The organism is Streptomyces sp. NPDC091292 (assembly GCF_044757265.1).
GTDB lineage: Bacteria > Actinomycetota > Actinomycetes > Streptomycetales > Streptomycetaceae > Streptomyces.
The window spans coordinates 745,120-759,964 of record NZ_JBIVUQ010000001.1 but is presented as its reverse complement, the minus strand read 5'-3'; the positions used below and the strand labels follow the sequence as shown (position 1 = coordinate 759,964).

The 14,845-nt window shown below is 68.6% G+C and carries 17 protein-coding genes; 12 read left to right on the top strand and 5 right to left on the bottom strand.

Annotated features, from left to right (window positions below; genetic code table 11):
• Positions 1-47: 47 nt before the first annotated feature.
• The 3 genes from ACIQNU_RS03560 to ACIQNU_RS03550 form a co-directional block, all read right to left on the bottom strand.
• The gene (locus tag ACIQNU_RS03560; RefSeq protein ID WP_401360455.1) at positions 48-584 is read right to left on the bottom strand and encodes an ML domain-containing protein; all 537 of its coding nucleotides are present in this window, start codon (positions 582-584) and stop codon (positions 48-50) included.
• A 163-nt stretch (positions 585-747) separates the two neighbouring features.
• Positions 748-2,436 carry an SWIM zinc finger domain-containing protein gene (locus ACIQNU_RS03555; RefSeq protein ID WP_401360453.1) on the bottom strand — a complete coding sequence of 563 codons (1,689 nt, stop codon included), beginning with the start codon at positions 2,434-2,436 and terminating at the stop codon, positions 748-750.
• Between the two features lie 44 nt (positions 2,437-2,480).
• Positions 2,481-3,086 (bottom strand): hypothetical protein, encoded by a 606-nt coding sequence (locus ACIQNU_RS03550; RefSeq protein WP_401360451.1) that lies wholly within the window; start codon positions 3,084-3,086, stop codon positions 2,481-2,483.
• 301 nt (positions 3,087-3,387) lie between these two features.
• On the opposite strand from ACIQNU_RS03550, the gene ACIQNU_RS03545 reads away from it, so the two are divergent.
• The 6 genes from ACIQNU_RS03545 to ACIQNU_RS03520 all read left to right on the top strand — a co-directional run bounded on the left by ACIQNU_RS03545 (position 3,388) and on the right by ACIQNU_RS03520 (position 6,240).
• Positions 3,388-3,642: a hypothetical protein gene (locus tag ACIQNU_RS03545; RefSeq protein WP_401360449.1), complete on the top strand. Its 255-nt coding sequence runs from the start codon at positions 3,388-3,390 to the stop codon at positions 3,640-3,642.
• Entirely contained in the window at positions 3,602-4,138 is a 537-nt protein-coding gene (locus ACIQNU_RS03540; RefSeq protein WP_401360447.1) for a DUF6879 family protein, read from the top strand. The genes ACIQNU_RS03545 and ACIQNU_RS03540 overlap by 41 nt, the downstream gene beginning before the upstream one ends.
• Positions 4,139-4,160: 22 nt before the next feature.
• Entirely contained in the window at positions 4,161-5,015 is an 855-nt protein-coding gene (locus ACIQNU_RS03535; protein WP_401362415.1) for a helix-turn-helix domain-containing protein, read from the top strand.
• A 183-nt stretch (positions 5,016-5,198) separates the two neighbouring features.
• The gene (locus ACIQNU_RS03530; RefSeq protein ID WP_401360445.1) at positions 5,199-5,564 is read left to right on the top strand and encodes a hypothetical protein; all 366 of its coding nucleotides are present in this window, start codon (positions 5,199-5,201) and stop codon (positions 5,562-5,564) included.
• The gene (locus ACIQNU_RS03525; protein WP_401360443.1) at positions 5,561-5,740 is read left to right on the top strand and encodes a hypothetical protein; all 180 of its coding nucleotides are present in this window, start codon (positions 5,561-5,563) and stop codon (positions 5,738-5,740) included. The genes ACIQNU_RS03530 and ACIQNU_RS03525 overlap by 4 nt, the downstream gene beginning before the upstream one ends.
• On the top strand, positions 5,737-6,240 hold the full coding sequence (locus ACIQNU_RS03520; protein ID WP_401360441.1) for a hypothetical protein: 504 nt from the start codon (positions 5,737-5,739) through the stop codon (positions 6,238-6,240). Before ACIQNU_RS03525 ends, ACIQNU_RS03520 begins: the two co-directional genes overlap by 4 nt.
• A 475-nt stretch (positions 6,241-6,715) precedes the next feature.
• Here ACIQNU_RS03520 and xerC read toward each other — a convergent pair whose 3' ends face one another.
• A complete protein-coding gene (gene xerC, locus ACIQNU_RS03515) occupies positions 6,716-8,305 on the bottom strand; it encodes a tyrosine recombinase XerC (RefSeq protein WP_401360439.1) in 1,590 nt (529 codons plus the stop codon).
• Positions 8,305-9,177 carry a helix-turn-helix domain-containing protein gene (locus ACIQNU_RS03510; protein WP_401360437.1) on the bottom strand — a complete coding sequence of 291 codons (873 nt, stop codon included), beginning with the start codon at positions 9,175-9,177 and terminating at the stop codon, positions 8,305-8,307. The genes xerC and ACIQNU_RS03510 overlap by 1 nt, the downstream gene beginning before the upstream one ends.
• 119 nt (positions 9,178-9,296) lie before the next feature.
• On the opposite strand from ACIQNU_RS03510, the gene ACIQNU_RS03505 reads away from it, so the two are divergent.
• The 6 genes from ACIQNU_RS03505 (at position 9,297) to ACIQNU_RS03480 (ending at position 14,534) form a co-directional block, all read left to right on the top strand.
• The gene (locus ACIQNU_RS03505) at positions 9,297-9,560 is read left to right on the top strand and encodes a hypothetical protein (RefSeq protein WP_401360436.1); all 264 of its coding nucleotides are present in this window, start codon (positions 9,297-9,299) and stop codon (positions 9,558-9,560) included.
• 151 nt (positions 9,561-9,711) lie between these two features.
• Positions 9,712-10,275 (top strand): DUF6907 domain-containing protein, encoded by a 564-nt coding sequence (locus ACIQNU_RS03500; protein ID WP_401362412.1) that lies wholly within the window; start codon positions 9,712-9,714, stop codon positions 10,273-10,275.
• Positions 10,272-10,982: a hypothetical protein gene (locus tag ACIQNU_RS03495; protein ID WP_401360434.1), complete on the top strand. Its 711-nt coding sequence runs from the start codon at positions 10,272-10,274 to the stop codon at positions 10,980-10,982. The genes ACIQNU_RS03500 and ACIQNU_RS03495 overlap by 4 nt, the downstream gene beginning before the upstream one ends.
• The gene (locus ACIQNU_RS03490) at positions 10,979-11,557 is read left to right on the top strand and encodes a hypothetical protein (RefSeq protein WP_401360432.1); all 579 of its coding nucleotides are present in this window, start codon (positions 10,979-10,981) and stop codon (positions 11,555-11,557) included. Before ACIQNU_RS03495 ends, ACIQNU_RS03490 begins: the two co-directional genes overlap by 4 nt.
• Positions 11,554-11,853, top strand: a complete 300-nt coding sequence (locus ACIQNU_RS03485; RefSeq protein WP_401360430.1) for a hypothetical protein — start codon at positions 11,554-11,556, stop codon at positions 11,851-11,853. Before ACIQNU_RS03490 ends, ACIQNU_RS03485 begins: the two co-directional genes overlap by 4 nt.
• Entirely contained in the window at positions 11,850-14,534 is a 2,685-nt protein-coding gene (locus ACIQNU_RS03480; RefSeq protein ID WP_401360428.1) for a bifunctional DNA primase/polymerase, read from the top strand. The genes ACIQNU_RS03485 and ACIQNU_RS03480 overlap by 4 nt, the downstream gene beginning before the upstream one ends.
• Positions 14,535-14,845 lie beyond the last annotated feature (311 nt).

Below are 14,845 nucleotides of genomic sequence, written 5' to 3'. Positions count from 1 at the left end.
GCCCCGCACGTATGGGGGCGAGCCCTTCTTGGGCGTACGGGGGCAGGTCAGGTCCTGCGGAGATCCATGTGGACCTTCGCACAGGCGAGGTCCGCGTCGTCGTCGTTGTACGCCTGCACGCTGATCCGGAAGTCACCCTTAAGGAGGTCGCTGGCGGAATCGAGGTAGAAGAGGGGCAACGAGACCTTCCCCGGCTCGATGGGCACCCGCACGGGCGCGTTGTGCGACTTGAGTTCTTCGGCGAGGTCGAGCGTCTTGCGGAGGAGGGTAATGAGCCCGAGCTTCACGGTGACCTGGACCTGGGCACCCTCGCGGACTTCCTCCAGAAGGGTCCCGTGCGCCGTGATGACCAGGGGCTTGCCCTTCTCCAGCGGCTTCGGCTCCGCGGTGATGCTGTCGGTCCGCAGAATGTAGGTGTCGTCCGAGCAGTCCTCGACCGGCCAGCTCTCCGCCACGGCCGCCGCCCGTGAGGCGTGCGCCGCCCCGGTGGGGGTGGTCGCCTGCGCCGCCCCGCTGAACGAGGCCGCGAGCAGCAGACTCAGCACACCCGCTGCCCCCGCACCGAACCGTCGTGAAACCTGCATGTGATGTTCCCTCCGCCGCGATCGAACCAGACGCCCAAGACACTGCCCCGGCACCCCGCAAGCCGGAACGGGCCATTCGGGCGACAGACCGCCGATTTCCTCAGCTCCCTCGCACCCCCACCGGTCGCCCCACCGGTCCGCCCCATCGGTCCGCCCCAGGGATTCACAGCCCGTGCCGGTCGAGAACGTCCATCAGCTTCCGCCTGCGCCGCAACTCCAGTCGCAGTCCCTGGAGATAGGAGGTGAACTCCGCTTCGGTCCCCAGCGCACGGTGACAGTCGCGCATGTCGAGCAGCAGCCGCGCCACACGCTCGTAGACACGGTCCCCGGTCGGCTCCTTCAGCGGCTCGATCATCCTCAGATACACCGCGAGCGCGTCGGACGGGCGCGTCTCGCGTGAGAGGTCCGCCAGTTGCCGCCACTGCCGGCCGTCGGCACGGCCGTCGGCCTCCCCCCAGACGGCGTCCAGGTCGCCGTCATCGAGCAGCGCGTCGATCAGCACGGGCCCGCGGTGCCCGGCGCCACGCTCCTGGCAGGCGTCGTCCCGCAGAGCCACGAGCGCCGCCTCGCGCTCGGCCTCCCAGCAGTCGGCGGCCCGCGCAGCCGCACGCAGCGCCTGATATCCGACGAGGGACCGCTCGACCCGGAACCGGCCCCGGCGAACCGCGACCACGTCAGTCAGACGTCCCGCCCGCGCGTAGCGGTCGCACACATGCTCGACCAGACGGCCGTCGACGTGCGCCTCGGACGCGCTGTCCCGCAGCCCGCGCTCGGCCCACGCGAGCGCCTCCTCAGCGCGGCCCGCCGATTCGAGTGCGTCCGCGATCCGCAGATGCGTGGCGCCGGACGGGTCCAGATCCTTCGCGTACAGGGCGACCAACGCGTCCACATCACCCTCCGCCTTGACCAGGCGCTCCATCAGGTACCGCTCCGCCCAGCCGCGTGGGTTGCGCAGCCGCGCCTCGGCCGCGAGCTGCCGCATCCGGGCCAGCCCGGCGGGCCCGAGGACTTCTGCGTAGTCGAGCGGATCGAGGTCCACCGCGTCGTTCCCGTCGCCGAGCACCTGCCCGACCAGCCACTCGGCCAGCCGCTCCGGATCCGGGCGGGCGACACGGCAGGCCGCCAGATGGGCCTCGGCCACGGCGACGACCGCGCTCCCGACCACACCGTCGGAGTCGTCGATCTCGCCGTACGCGTCGCCGAGCGCCCGGATCGCCTCCTCGGCCAGGTCGACGGCCCGCACCCCGAAACCTCCGGAGGCCAGGGCACGCAACGCGCCCGCCGCCTCCTCGACCTGCCGGGCGTATCCGGGCGCCTCCGCGTACTCGATGCACCCGTACCGGGCGAAGGGCCGCGGATCGATCAACGCCAGGACGCGGTCCCGTACCGCGCCCTCGTCCGAGCGGGCGGCGGCGGCCCGCAGCTCCAGACGGCGGCGCAGCCCCCGGTCCTCGCCGATCTGTTCCCTTACCAGCGCGAGGAGTTCGTCACGGGACAGCGCCTTGAGCCAGGTCTCCAGACCGGAAGCCCGCGCCCGAGCCGCCTTGCGCTGCCGGGGAACCGCCTCCGCCTGCCGCAGCACGGTCAGCCCCACCGCCACGCAGTGCTTGCAGAAGTTGCCTTCTTGTCCGTACGGGCAGGAGCACCACCCGGACGTCTCGCTACGGGAGTTCCCGCCGAGGGTGAGTTCCACCTCGTAGACGTCCGTACCGTGCACCGTGGCGGTGACCGACCGGTCCCCCACCTCCAGTCCGCTCACCGCGTCCAGATACCCCAGCGCCCTCTCGAAGGACCGGGCCCCCGCCAGCGACCGAAGATCGTCCTCACCGAATCCCACCGCTTTCCGTGCCACACCGATATTCAACCGCCGACCCGGAGGCGGCCGGTAGGGCGTGGTCAGGAGTAGGGGCTCCACCGGCCGAGGCGGGCCAGCAGGCTCCGGGCCGCGTCCTCGTCCAGCCCGAGGGCCGCCGCGGCCTCCTCGGCCGTCGCGTCCCCCCGTACCTCGCGGGCCGCCCAGTATCCGACCTCCACGGCGGCGACCTCCAGGCGGCGGACCGCCCGTACGGCGGCGAGGGGTGACGACTTCGTCAGCTTCTCGATCTCTCGGCTCAGCTCCTCCAGGAGCGCGGTGACCGGCTCGGGCAACGGCAGGGCCGCCGCCGCCACGCCTTCGGTGTGATCGTCCCAGTCGATCGTGCACTTCTCAGCCAGCCGCGCACCCGCGTCGGCCAGGTCCTCATCGCCGATCTCGTCCCAGTCCAGCGGATACTCCGTGCCGGTCCAGCCACAGGAGCAGACCCCGCGTAACGAGGCCGCCCGCACGCTGTTGAACTGACCGTCGTAGACGCTCCAGTGCGAGACCGATTGAATGTTGCCGCTCGATCCGGCGTCGAAGTAGACGGGCCGGGGCACGGTTCCGTCCTCGGCGAGAACACCGACGGCGCCTTCGTGCGAAGCCCCGAACTCCTCCGTCTTCCACGTCTCCCGCTCACCCTCCATGGCACCCCTTCCCGCCCTCTGCTCGCCGGCCCCCTGGATCGAGGGCCTCGAACAAGACGATGCCGCACCACGGACGACCACAGGGCCGAAAACCCCGAACGAGGCACGGCCTCGGTACGACTGGTGCGGCTGACGCTTGGTGGTGCGGCTGGCGCCTTGGGTGATCTGCGCAACGCTCGCCCTGCAAGGCCCTTCACTGTGGCCGAATCCGGACACTCTGCGTAGCTTTTCCTTGACACTGTGCTTCCGATGACGTGATGGTCTGCAAGAAGTCGCAACCCACTTCATCGCGGAGGTTGACATGGCTCTACGGTTCTTTGGCAAGGACCCCCAGACCGACGGCGACGAATGCCCCACAGTCTGGGTAGACGAAGACACAGCCGACATGCTGTTCCAGGGATGGAAGGCCGACGCCGCCACCGAGGCCGAGTGCCTGACGGTCGGACACATTCCGGACACCGAGGCCGTGATCAGGATTCCGGCACGCATGGTGCCGCTCGTGAGGAAGGCGTGCGATGCCGCAGAACGCGCAGAACAGAGTGCCAAGCTTCGCTGAGCAGTTGGCAGACTGCCACCGAACCGCCGTCCACCTGGAAATGCGTGACACCTACGGAATCGCCTCCGAGGCGGCCGAGTTCGCAGCGTGGAGGCAAGGCGACGACAGCAGCCGACACGATCGGAATGGTCGCCGCAAGGAATGGCTCGACACGGTCCGCGAGGCAGTCGCGCGCGGCGTGACGATCCGTCGGGCCCGCATCGTGTCGGAACCCGTCAGCGAGTACATCCGCTTCGAGCACGCGGGAACGCTGCTGAATATCCAGGCTGGAGAAGAGGTTCGCTGGTTGCCCCGGCGCCGCGCCAGCGACATCGCACTGCCGGGCAACGACTTCTGGCTGTTCGACGACCAGGTTGTCCGCTTCAACCACTTCTCCGGCGACGGTGCGTCGGGCGGTCCGGAAGTCGCCGACGACCCGGCCACGGTCAAACTGTGCGCCGACGCGTTCGAGACGGTGTGGGAGCGCGGGGTACCGCACGGCGAGTACGAGATCTGAGGCACCGCAGGATCAACGACCGCTGATGTCATCCCCCTCGTCCAGCGTCCAGGCCGCGCGCAAGGCGCTCGCTCAACGCCTCCGCGAGATACGCCTGGACGCCGGGCTGACCGCCCGTGAAGTGTCGGCCCGTTGCCGGTGGCACCCGGCGAAGACTTCCCGCCTGGAGTCGGCCAAGGCCACCCCGAGCGACGCCGATATCCGCGCCTGGTGTGCCGCCTGCGAGGCGACCGGCCTGATCGCCGACCTGATCGCCGCGTCCCGCTCAGCAGACTCCATGTACACCGAGTGGCGCCGCCTCCAACGCACTGGCCTGCGCCGGTTGCAGGAGTCGCGCGTGCCGCTGTACGAGCGCACCCGCCTCTTTCGCACCTACTCCTCACACGTCATGCCCGGCCTGCTGCAGACGCCGGAATACGCCACCGCGCTGCTGTCCGCCATCACAGAGTTCCGCCAGACGCCCAACGATGTCGTTGACGCGGTCGAGGCCCGCATGGCGCGGTCGAAGAGCGTGATCCGGGAGGGCAATCACCGGTTCGTCATGCTCGTTGAAGAGTCAGTTCTGCGCTCGCAGATCGGCGAGCCGGATGTGATGGCCGGCCAGCTCGGCTATCTGCTGTCGGCGATGGCGCTGCCCGCTGTGTCTCTGGGAGTCATTCCGTTCGCGGCGAGGTCGCGCACGATGTGGACCCTGGAAGCGTTCACCATGTTCGACGATCAGCGGGTCCATGTCGAACTCCTCTCGGCGCAGGTGACAGTGGTTGAACCGACGGAGGTTGAGCTGTACGTGCGGGCACACGCGCAACTCAAGGACATGGCGGTCTACGGAGAGCGGGCACGTGCCCTGATCCGCGCTGCCCTCGACTTCATCGAGTGAATACGCGCAACTTTCCGCAACTTCCTCGCGCCTTGTTCCGCCCCGCTCCTAGCTTCGAAGCAGCGGCGAAGCCCTCTGCCTGCTCACACACGCCGCACCCGACCGGGCAGGTCACTCCTGCGGAGGCTGCGGATGACAACGACAACTACGGGCTCAGCGCCGGTCCCGCCGGATGCCACGCCCTTGCTGACCGACCGCCTGACCGCGTGGGTACGGAACCAACCCCCATGCGAGCGGATGGCCATGGCCGCGCTCATCGAAGAGGACGAACTCCTGGCCCGCGAAGCTGTCCGCCGGCTCCTGGTCACCGAACACGACGACGGCGCGCTCTCGTGCGACTGGCTGCGCTTCGAGGCCCGCTACACCCGCGCCCCGGGCCTGACCCCGGCCGACAAGGCGTTCCTCGAACTGATCCTGGCGGTCCGGTTCCCCCGTAACGTCACCTTCTGGCGCACCGAGTCGCTGGGCGACCGCCGCCTCGTCATCGTGCTCCGCGCCCTCGCGAAGCTGGCCGGATCCGACACGATCGTGGTGGGTACGAGGCTATGACCAGGAGCCTATTCGCTCTCACCGAGAACGGCGACACGGTGATGTACCCGGACGCCGCCCTCGCCTACGAGGCCCTCATCACGCACACCATCACCTGCGCCCAGTGCAACACCGACCAGAGGAAGTGCGAGCCGGGTACCGCACTGCGCCGCGCGTTGCGGGAGACCCGCCGGTGACCGCCCCCGGCGAGGATCAGGACCTGGCCGACGTCCAGTTCTTCGAGATCCCGCACATGCGCCAACTCACCACCGAACAGAACGAGGGCACCACCTGCGTATGGTGCGCCGAACCCCTCGCCCCCGGCACAGGAGTCGCCCTCTGCACAGGCTCCACATGGGCACCGCACTCCTGCCGCCCCTGCTACCCGATCCGCGCCGCGATCGTCAGCACGTACCGCGACCTCTACACCCACTGGACCACCTGCCGGCAATGCGAAACCGCCGCCCTCCTCGGGGACCGCCTCTGCGCCGAGGCCAGGCACGGACAGACGGCACTCCTACGGGCCCGCACCGCCGCCGACAAAGGCCGACCGGTCTGCTTCTCCTGCCACAACCCCATCACCGAGCAAGAGTTGGCGGCCGGCACCTTCGCACCCCTCGTCTGGACGGGACCCAGCGCGTCACACAGAGGCTTCATCCACACCGGAGCCTGCATGTGGAACGAGAGCCCCTGGTGAAGCCTTCCCGCTCGCGCCCGAAGGCGGCGCACGCGACCAAGTGTTCCCCGGAGGGTGATCGTCAGCCTTCGGACCGGCAGAGGCTGACAGGGGGCCGACAGAGGGCCCGCAGATGATCTCCGGCGTGTCGTTACACGCCCCCCGCCGCCGGGCATACACACTGGCGTCCCAGGTCGAAACGTTCCTGCATAGGGAACGCAAGGTGGGGCGGGTGGGACTCGAACCCACGGCCGACGGATTATGAGTCTCCGGGTACCTCGATACGCCCCGTTTCGGGCTATGACGTCGAATGCCGGACCATCCCGGAAAGTGCTGGTCACGGTGACAGCGGGCGCCGATGCTCGCCCCTGTTCATAACGTCTCGTGCCGTCGAATGTCGGCGCGTTCCGGAGCGTTCGGGCCAGCAGCGGGCCAGCAAGAAGGGCCCCCGACCCGCAGGTCAGAAGCCCTCTCAACACCACGCACAGACTACCGCTCAACCCTCCGCCGGGACAGCCTGGTCGCGCGGCTTCCGTGCCCTCGGCACCAGGGCCGCCGCCTTCTCCGCGATCTCCAGGTCAACCTCCTTGAGGAGGCTGGTGTACGTGTCCGACGCCAGTTTGATCGTGGAGTGCCGCAGCGTCTCCTTGATGGCATGAAGATCGCCGCCGCCCGCGTGGATCAGCGTGGCCGCGCAGTGCCGCAGATCCCGGAGGTTGATCGGTGGCAGGTCCCCGCGCAGGCAGATCCGGCGGAACTCGTCGCTGACCTTCTCCGGATGCAGCCACGCCCCGTCGACATCCGTGAACACCTTCCCGGTGTCCACCCAGTCCGTGACCTTCTTCCCCTTCTTCCGCTCGGCAGCCGCGTACCGGTTCCACTCCTCGCGCTCCGCGGCCTGCCGCACCTTGTGCTCCCGCAGGACGGCCACGTTGACCGTGTCGAGGCCGATCGTCGCCGCCGACCCGTCGGTCTTCGGGTCGTCCTCGATCGGCGTCCAGCCGTCCACCACGATCTCCTTGGCGATGGTGATGGCCTGCGCGTCGAGGTCGACGTTCACCCAGTCCTGCCCGACACCCTCACCTCGGCGCAGCCCACGGAACGCGATCAGATGGAAGAAGGCGTACAGCCTGCTCTCCTCGGCCACGTCGAGGAACGCGCCGATCTGGAACGGCGTCCACACCATGACCGCGCTCGGTTTCTCGCCCGTCGCCCTCCAGTGCGCCACGTGCTGGTCGGCCCACAGCACCGCCTTGGGTCGCTTGCCCGAGGCGAGTTCAACGTAGGCGGCAGGGTTGAACGTGATGAGCTGCCGCTTGATCGCCGCATTGAGCGCGGTGCGCAGGGTGGCGCGGATCCGCTGCTTCGTCGCCGGACCGGTGACGTCCCGGTAGGGCGGCATCGCGGCCAGCTTCTCCCGCTCGACCGCGAGACGGGCGGACTCTGCGGCCGGCGGCCGGGAGTTCTTGCCCCACTTCGCGCGCGCTTCCTGCTCGCGCCGGGCCTGGTTCTCCGCACGGACGATCTCGTTTTTCTCGTCGATGCCGTCGAAGAACTCCTGTGCGTGACCGACGTTGAAGCGGTCGAGGCGGTAGTGGCCGACGCCGGGCTTCAGGTGTACCCGTATGTGGGACTGGTAGCCGTTCGTCGTGGTCTTCTTCGTCTTCTTCGCCCGCGCGTCGACGAAGGTGTCGAGCCATTCCCCCACGGTCGTCGCTCCGTCGAGCGGGACGCCGACACCGATTCGGCGGGACACCTCGGCGGCCTCGGGGATGTCGAGGCGGTCCCGCATCACGTTCTGGAGCAGGTCGCCGACGCGGCGGGCGGCGTCCTCGTCGTCGCCGGGTAGGTCGAGGATCGCCTGCAACTTGGTGAGGTCGGCCTGCGCGTCCGTGACCTTGGAGTAGCCGGTACGGCGGAATGGCCGGCGCTTCCCGTCGGCGTCGAGCGGGAGTTCCTGGCGGAGCTGTACGGCTCCGTGATTCTTCTTGACGAGCTGCGGGCAGGTCTTGCCCAGCAGTTTCCCGTCCGGGCCGCGGCACTCACACCGCTTACTGATGCCGCCAGCGCGGCGAGATGAGGCCATTACCCTTTCTCCTTACGTCGGCTGCGCCGACCTCTTACACTTTCCTCCTCTGAAGCGTTCAGAATTTCTAGATGATGCACAGCGATGGTCGGCTCTAGATAACCGGCATCTCGGATCTCTTGCAGGATATCGTGTGCGACCTCACGATGATCCTCGGCGATATTGCGCTCGTTTTCGATCTGATCTTTCCACTTCGCCGCCTCCGCGTACGCGACAGCCGCCTCTTCCCATCTGGCCCTAGATACCGCCTGCTGCTCCATAAACCCGTGCAGTTGCTCCCGAGTCAGTGGCCCTCCCTCTGCCGCCGCACGATGGCGAGCTGCAGTTAGATTCGCCATCGCGACATCGTAGTCCTGCTTCGCCCTGCTGTATTCAGCTTCCGCTGGTTCGATCGGCATGCCGGATTCCAAAGCCATCCGCTGCAGGTCAAGCATTCCTTGGTGAGCGTCAGCCATGGCGTTAATCTCGGAGAATAGTTCACCATACAAGGATTTGGGTGAAGCGCCATAACTCCGTTCCTCCCGCCCTCGTTCTTCCCCCATGAAGGATGTTCCGGAAACCCATGTTGCCGCCCTATATGGATCGGTAGTCACGCCGGGAAGAACCTCTACCTCATGCATGTAACCGATAGGGCAGATGAGGGAAACCGGCGGCACGTCCAGCACATGAGCAAACATGAGAACTTCGGCCACGCTGACCGAGGCCCGCCTCCCATTCTCGAAGTTCGCAATGACAGAGCGCTGGATTGACAGGCCAGCAGCGGTACAAGCATCCGCAAGTTGCTGCGCGCTCATCCCTCGCGCCTCACGGTGGCGCCGCAATTCGCGAGCCACCACCCCGGCCAATCGTTCCGACCACTCCCGTTGTGACATGACGTCACAGTACGACACCGCTTGACACCCGGCAAGACAACATGGAGGCTGTGAGGTGGGAGCCCAGTGGCGAGGCACACTGGGACTCAAGAGCACAGTTCACTACGGAGTGGCAGTACATGACACGAGACGAACTACTCGCGCTGCCCGCCAGCGTCGACATCGTCACCGCAGGCCGGGCCTTCGGTATCGGACGCACCACCGCATACGCGCTTGCTCGGGCCGGTGAGTTTCCGTGCCACACGATCCGAGCGGGACGCGCCTACCGCGCCGTTACCGCCGACCTTCTCCGGGTCTTGCGAATCACCCCGGAGAACAGCGACGGCGCCGGGGTTGCAGCCCCGACGCCGTCTGACGAGAACACCTCTCACCACCAGGACTAACCAGCAAGACGGCGGCACCCGGGGTCTAGCCACCCCATCAGTGCCGCCGCCGGAAAGAGACGTCTCAGTGACCACGGTACAACCCATGACGGCAACGGCGCCGTCGACTCCGACCGTCCAGCGCCCCCACTCGTTGCCGGGCTTGTCCATCGTGACTGCCCTCGTCAACGGCGCACCGATCCCCACCCTCTGCCCCACCCGGTTCTGCAAGCAGGACCACGCGGGCGATGACGCGACCGGCCACGTGGTGGACATCGACCACACCGGCGCGCACATCGACCTGATGGTCCCGGACTTCTTCACCGGCAAGGACCAGCTCCTCGCCTTCGCGTTCCTCGGCCAGGACCTGCACTCCGAGGACCCGAAGATGCGGGAGCCCCACCTCCGTGTCGACGACGGCGGCAGCGAGACGGCCTACCTGTCCCTCGACCAGGCCGACGAGTTCGCGGACCGGCTGGAAGCGTTCGCCGTGAAGATCCGCGCCGAGGTTCGTACCGGACGTGGACTCCCGCCCGCCCAGGCCGCCGCGTCCCGCGCGTGCTGGGAGCGCCGCGAGGGCTACGACCCGATCGACGGCCAGGCCATGCACGGCGAAGAAGACCCCGAGTCGTTCGACTTCCTCCCCTGCACCCTGCTGCGCGGCCACGACGGTGACCACCGCGACTGCCTCAGCAACACCTGGCCGCAGCCCGCCGAGATGGCGGTGACGGCATGAGCGCCGAGATCACCATCAGCCAGTCCCCGTTCGACGCGATCCGCCGCGTCCGTGCGGACGGCTCTGAGTACTGGCCCGCCCGCGCCATGCAGCCCCTCATGGGCTACAGCCAGTGGAGCAAGCTGAAGACCCCACTCACCCGCGCCATGGCCACCGCCAGGAACCAGGGCCTGGACGTGGCCGCGCACTTTTCCCGATCGGGCAAAGTTGCTGGTCAGAGCGGTCCAGTGCCCGAGGACTTCGAGCTGAGTCGCACGGCCGCCTACCTGTTGGCGATGAACGGTGACCCGAACAAGCCGGAGGTCGCCGCCGCACAGATGTACTTCGCGGCGAAGACCCGCGAAGCGGAGCTGACCGCCCAGGAGGCCGCACGTCCGAAGACCGGTGCGGAACTGGTGCTCCAGATGGCGCAGGAACTCGTCGCCCAGGAGCAGCGGCTCGCCACCGTCGAAGCGTCGCAGGCCGCCATCGCCGCGAAGCTCGCCGCGATCGAGGGGCACCACGACGAGTTCACCGCCCTCGGCTACGCCAAGCTCCACGACCGCCCCACCGGCCGTCCGTACCTGTCTCAGGTCGGCAAGCGCGCCACGGCGATCATGCGCGAGCAGGGCTCCGAGCCGCATCAGCGGCAGGACGCCACCTTCGGCGTCGTGAACGTCTACCCGGTCACCGTGCTGGAGCGCGCGTTCGCGGAGGTGACCCGGTGACGATCACCGATCCGAACGCGCCCGCCGTCACCCCCGGCGGTCAGCTCGCTGCCGACACGGCCCGCAGGCACGGCATGCAGTCCGACTGCCCCGACGGCGTCGCCTGGTGCGTCGGGGAGCCGGGCAACCACGCCGGGGACGACGACCACCGGCACGAGAGCCGCGAGTACAACCTGACGGGCGCCTACCTCCAGGACCCCGGCCACCACGGCATCGCCGCCTTCCAGATCGCCGCGTGGGGTGACGCCAGCAACCCGACCCTCGTCTTCCAGGGCACCGGACTGTGGCCGGACCTCACCCTGAAGCAGGGCCGCGAGTTGCAGGCCGACGCGGTGACCTGGCTGGTCGGCGTCACGGCCACCATCCGCCGGTACGCCATCGCACTGGAACCCTCGACCACGCCGTTCACGGAGACCGAGACGGAGCAGGAGTCCCACGCCGCATTCAGCGTCGCCCTCGCCGCCCTGGACGTCGCGCTGGAGAAGTCCCCGGACCCGGCCCGCATGCTGGCCGCGATGCGCGCCGTACTGGACCTCGCCGCAGATGAGTACGCGCAGGCGGAGCGCCCGTCGTGACCGTCGAGACGACGACCGTGACGGCCGGGGGTGCGGCTGCTGGCCGTGCCCCCGGCCGCCCGGCCCGGCCCCCGCTCGCGGACCTCATCACCAGCGTCCTATTCGTCGACTTCGGTGAAGGCCGCGAGAACCGCGACACCGGCCACATCACCTACACCCGGCCGCCCCGCGCCCGCTACGAGTGCCTGCTCTGCCTCACCGCAGAGGGCCCCGTGTACGGGGCCGCCGCCGTCATCGCGTTCACCGCCTCCATCAAGACCGACCACACATCCCGCTGCGCTGGGGAGCACCGTTGAACGACGCACAGCCCACCACCCTCCGGGCTTCCGCTCGCGAGCTGCACGACGCCGGCCTGTGCGTCCTCCCCATCAAGGCCGACGGCAGCAAGGTTGCCGACGTCCGTAGCTGGACCCCGTACAAGGTGAACCGTTCCACCCCCGCCGAACACGACCAGTGGTTCGGCGGGGGCCGCCCCCAGGGCATCGCCGTCGTCTACGGCGCCGTATCCGGCAACATCGAGATGATCGAGTTCGAGGGCCACGCCATCCGTGACGGCCTCCTCGACGAGGTCACCGAGATCATGACCGCCTCCGGTCTCGGCGCGGAATGGCAGGCCATCCTCACCGGCTGGGCAACCGAGTCACCCTCCGGCGGGCGCCATTACCGTGCCCGCGTCGACGGCGCCCCGGTCGCTGGCAACACGAAGCTGGCCAGCCGCCTCGCCCGGGATGACGAGTACACCCCGGAGGAACGGCAGAAGCTCGCCGAGAAACCCAACGCGAAGATCGTCCGCGTCCAGATCGAGACGCGCGGCGAAGGCGGGTACGGCCTCGTCGAACCGTCAGGCGGCACGGTCCACAGCACCGGCCTGCCCTACGTCCGGATCGCCGGGGGTCCAGCCACCATCCCCGCCGTCGACGCCGACGCGATGGCCGCGATACACGACGTCTGCCACATGGTCGACAGCCTGCCGAAACCCGAGTCCCCCAAGACGGTGCCGCGCGACCTGCCACCGCTGCCGAACGGAGGGCTGCGGCCCGGGGAGGACTACGACGCCCGCACCGACTGGGCCGACATCCTCCAGCCGGAAGGGTGGACGTTCGTCTACCAGCACGGCAGCACCCGCTACTGGCGGCGCCCCGGCAAGGACCGGGGGGTGTCCGCGACGACCGGCCACGCCTCCGACAAGGACCGGCTGTACGTCTTCACCACCGGGACCGAGTTCCAGTCGGAGACGCCGTACAGCAAGTTCGCCGCCTACACCCTCATCCACCACGGCGGCACGGAGAACGGGAAGTTCAAGCTGGCCGCCGCCGAACTCCGGCGCAGCGGTTTCGGCTCGGAACCTCCGCGCGAACGGCTGCGGATCGTGCCCCCGCAGTCCGGTCCCTTCAGCGACGGGTCGTCCGCCCTCGACCCGGACTCCGTCCCCGGTCCCGACGGCGACGGCGGCCAGGGCGCCGGGCCCGACCTCCGCATCGTCCGCAACAAGCCCGAACTGGACATCACCAACGAGGCCGACGCCATCGACGGACTCCTCGACCTCATGGGCAACGACCTCCTGCCCGACCTGTACAAGCGCGCCGGCGGACCCTGCTGGGTCCACCAGGACGACAACGGCAACCCCCTCATGCAGCAGCTCGGCACCGACAACCTCCGCGCGTACCTGGCCGACCAGGTCACCTCGTACCAGGTAGTCCCCGACCCGGTCACGGAAGGCACCAAGGAAGTCCGCGAACTCCTGATGCCGAAGACCTGCGGCACCATCCTCGGCCGCAAGGACTGGCCCCTGCCGCCTCTGCGGGGAATCGTCACGTCACCGGTGATCCGGCCGGACGGGACGCTGCTCCAGGCCCCCGGGTACGACCCGCCGACCGGGCTGTACCTTCAGCCGCGCGTCGCTCTGCGCCGCCTGCGTCCACAGGTCACCGACGACGCTGTGGACAAGGCGCGCACCATCGTCCTCGATCAGATGCTCGCCGACTTCCCGTGGGCACAGCCCTCTGACCGGGCCCACTTCCTCGGCGCGCTCCTGACACCGGTCCTCCGCCCGTACTTCTTCGGCCCGACGCCGATGTTCATGATCACGGCGACGGCCCCGAGCAGCGGCAAGAGCCTCCTCAAGGACATCCTCAAGTACGCCTACGGCATCGCGGAGACGGCCTGGCCGGAGAACGACACCGAGCTGCGCAAAAGCATCACGACGCAGCTCTATACCACCGGACAGCCGGTCGTCGTCCTCGACAACCTGCCCAACGGGTACGTCGTCAAGAGCCCCGTCCTGTCATCCCTGCTCACCGCTGAACACTGGGGCGACCGGGTCCTCGGGTCGACCGCATCCGTCACCATGCCCAACGACCGGCTGTGGATCCTCACAGGCAACGGACTCCGCACCGGCGGCGACAACGGCCGACGCGCGATGTGGGTCCGCCTGGACCCCAACTGCCCCGACCCCGACCAGCGCGACGGCTTCCGCGTCGGCGACCTGCGCCCCTGGCTCCGCGCCAACGCCTCCACCGTCGTCGCCGCACTCGTCACCATGGTCCGCGCCTGGCTCGCCGCCGGGGCCTCCACCGTCCGCGTCCGCAAGGGCGACTACTCGGAGTGGGCCAGCATGCTCGCCGGCCTCCTCAAGTACCTCGGCGTCGAGGGCTGGATGGCCGACCGCGGCGACGCGATGGACCAGGACGACGAACTCCTGGAGTGGACAGCGTTCCTCACCGCATGGCGCGCCAAGCACGGCGACACCGACCTGACTACGGGCGCCGTACTCGCCTCCGTCGCCGAGTTCGTACCCCGGCACCCGAAGACAGGGGAACTCCCCACCGCGAACGCCCTGGGCAAGTGGCTCAAGGCCCGCGCGGGCCGCTACTTCGGCACGCACAAGGCCGTGAAGGTCTGGGATTCCCACCGCTGCCAGAACACCTGGCGCGTCGAGGTCCACCAGGACCAGGGGATGGGACGGAACGAGCCGTGACCGCGAACAGGGCCGATGCAGGGAGTCGGGGGCTTTCGCAGGGAGTGCGGCAGGGAGTCCGCCGACTCCCTGCATCCCGCCTGACCTGCACGGAGGCAGGGATGCAGGGAGTTGCAGGGGATAACCCTGCTCCCCCTACTACGCACGCGTCACCCGCACATCACGCAACGCGCAAATGCGCATGCCGCAACGCGATCCTTCCCGGCTTCCTCACTGCGTGGGCTTTAGAGGACTCCCTGCAACTCCCTGCATCCCTGCAAAACGCCAGGTCATCGGGTGTCAGTGGCTCGCCCCCACTCCCTGCACCACTC

Excerpts from the sequence above, each read along its gene's own strand:
- ACIQNU_RS03560 (WP_401360455.1), bottom strand. The coding sequence starts at position 584 with ATGCAGGTTTCACGACGGTTCGGTGCGGGGGCAGCGGGTGTGCTGAGT.
- ACIQNU_RS03550 (WP_401360451.1), bottom strand. The coding sequence starts at position 3,086 with ATGGAGGGTGAGCGGGAGACGTGGAAGACGGAGGAGTTCGGGGCTTCG.
- ACIQNU_RS03545 (WP_401360449.1), top strand. The coding sequence starts at position 3,388 with ATGGCTCTACGGTTCTTTGGCAAGGACCCCCAGACCGACGGCGACGAA.
- ACIQNU_RS03540 (WP_401360447.1), top strand. The coding sequence starts at position 3,602 with ATGCCGCAGAACGCGCAGAACAGAGTGCCAAGCTTCGCTGAGCAGTTG.
- ACIQNU_RS03525 (WP_401360443.1), top strand. The coding sequence starts at position 5,561 with ATGACCAGGAGCCTATTCGCTCTCACCGAGAACGGCGACACGGTGATG.
- xerC (WP_401360439.1), bottom strand. The coding sequence starts at position 8,305 with ATGGCCTCATCTCGCCGCGCTGGCGGCATCAGTAAGCGGTGTGAGTGC.
- ACIQNU_RS03510 (WP_401360437.1), bottom strand. The coding sequence starts at position 9,177 with ATGTCACAACGGGAGTGGTCGGAACGATTGGCCGGGGTGGTGGCTCGC.
- ACIQNU_RS03505 (WP_401360436.1), top strand. The coding sequence starts at position 9,297 with ATGACACGAGACGAACTACTCGCGCTGCCCGCCAGCGTCGACATCGTC.
- ACIQNU_RS03495 (WP_401360434.1), top strand. The coding sequence starts at position 10,272 with ATGAGCGCCGAGATCACCATCAGCCAGTCCCCGTTCGACGCGATCCGC.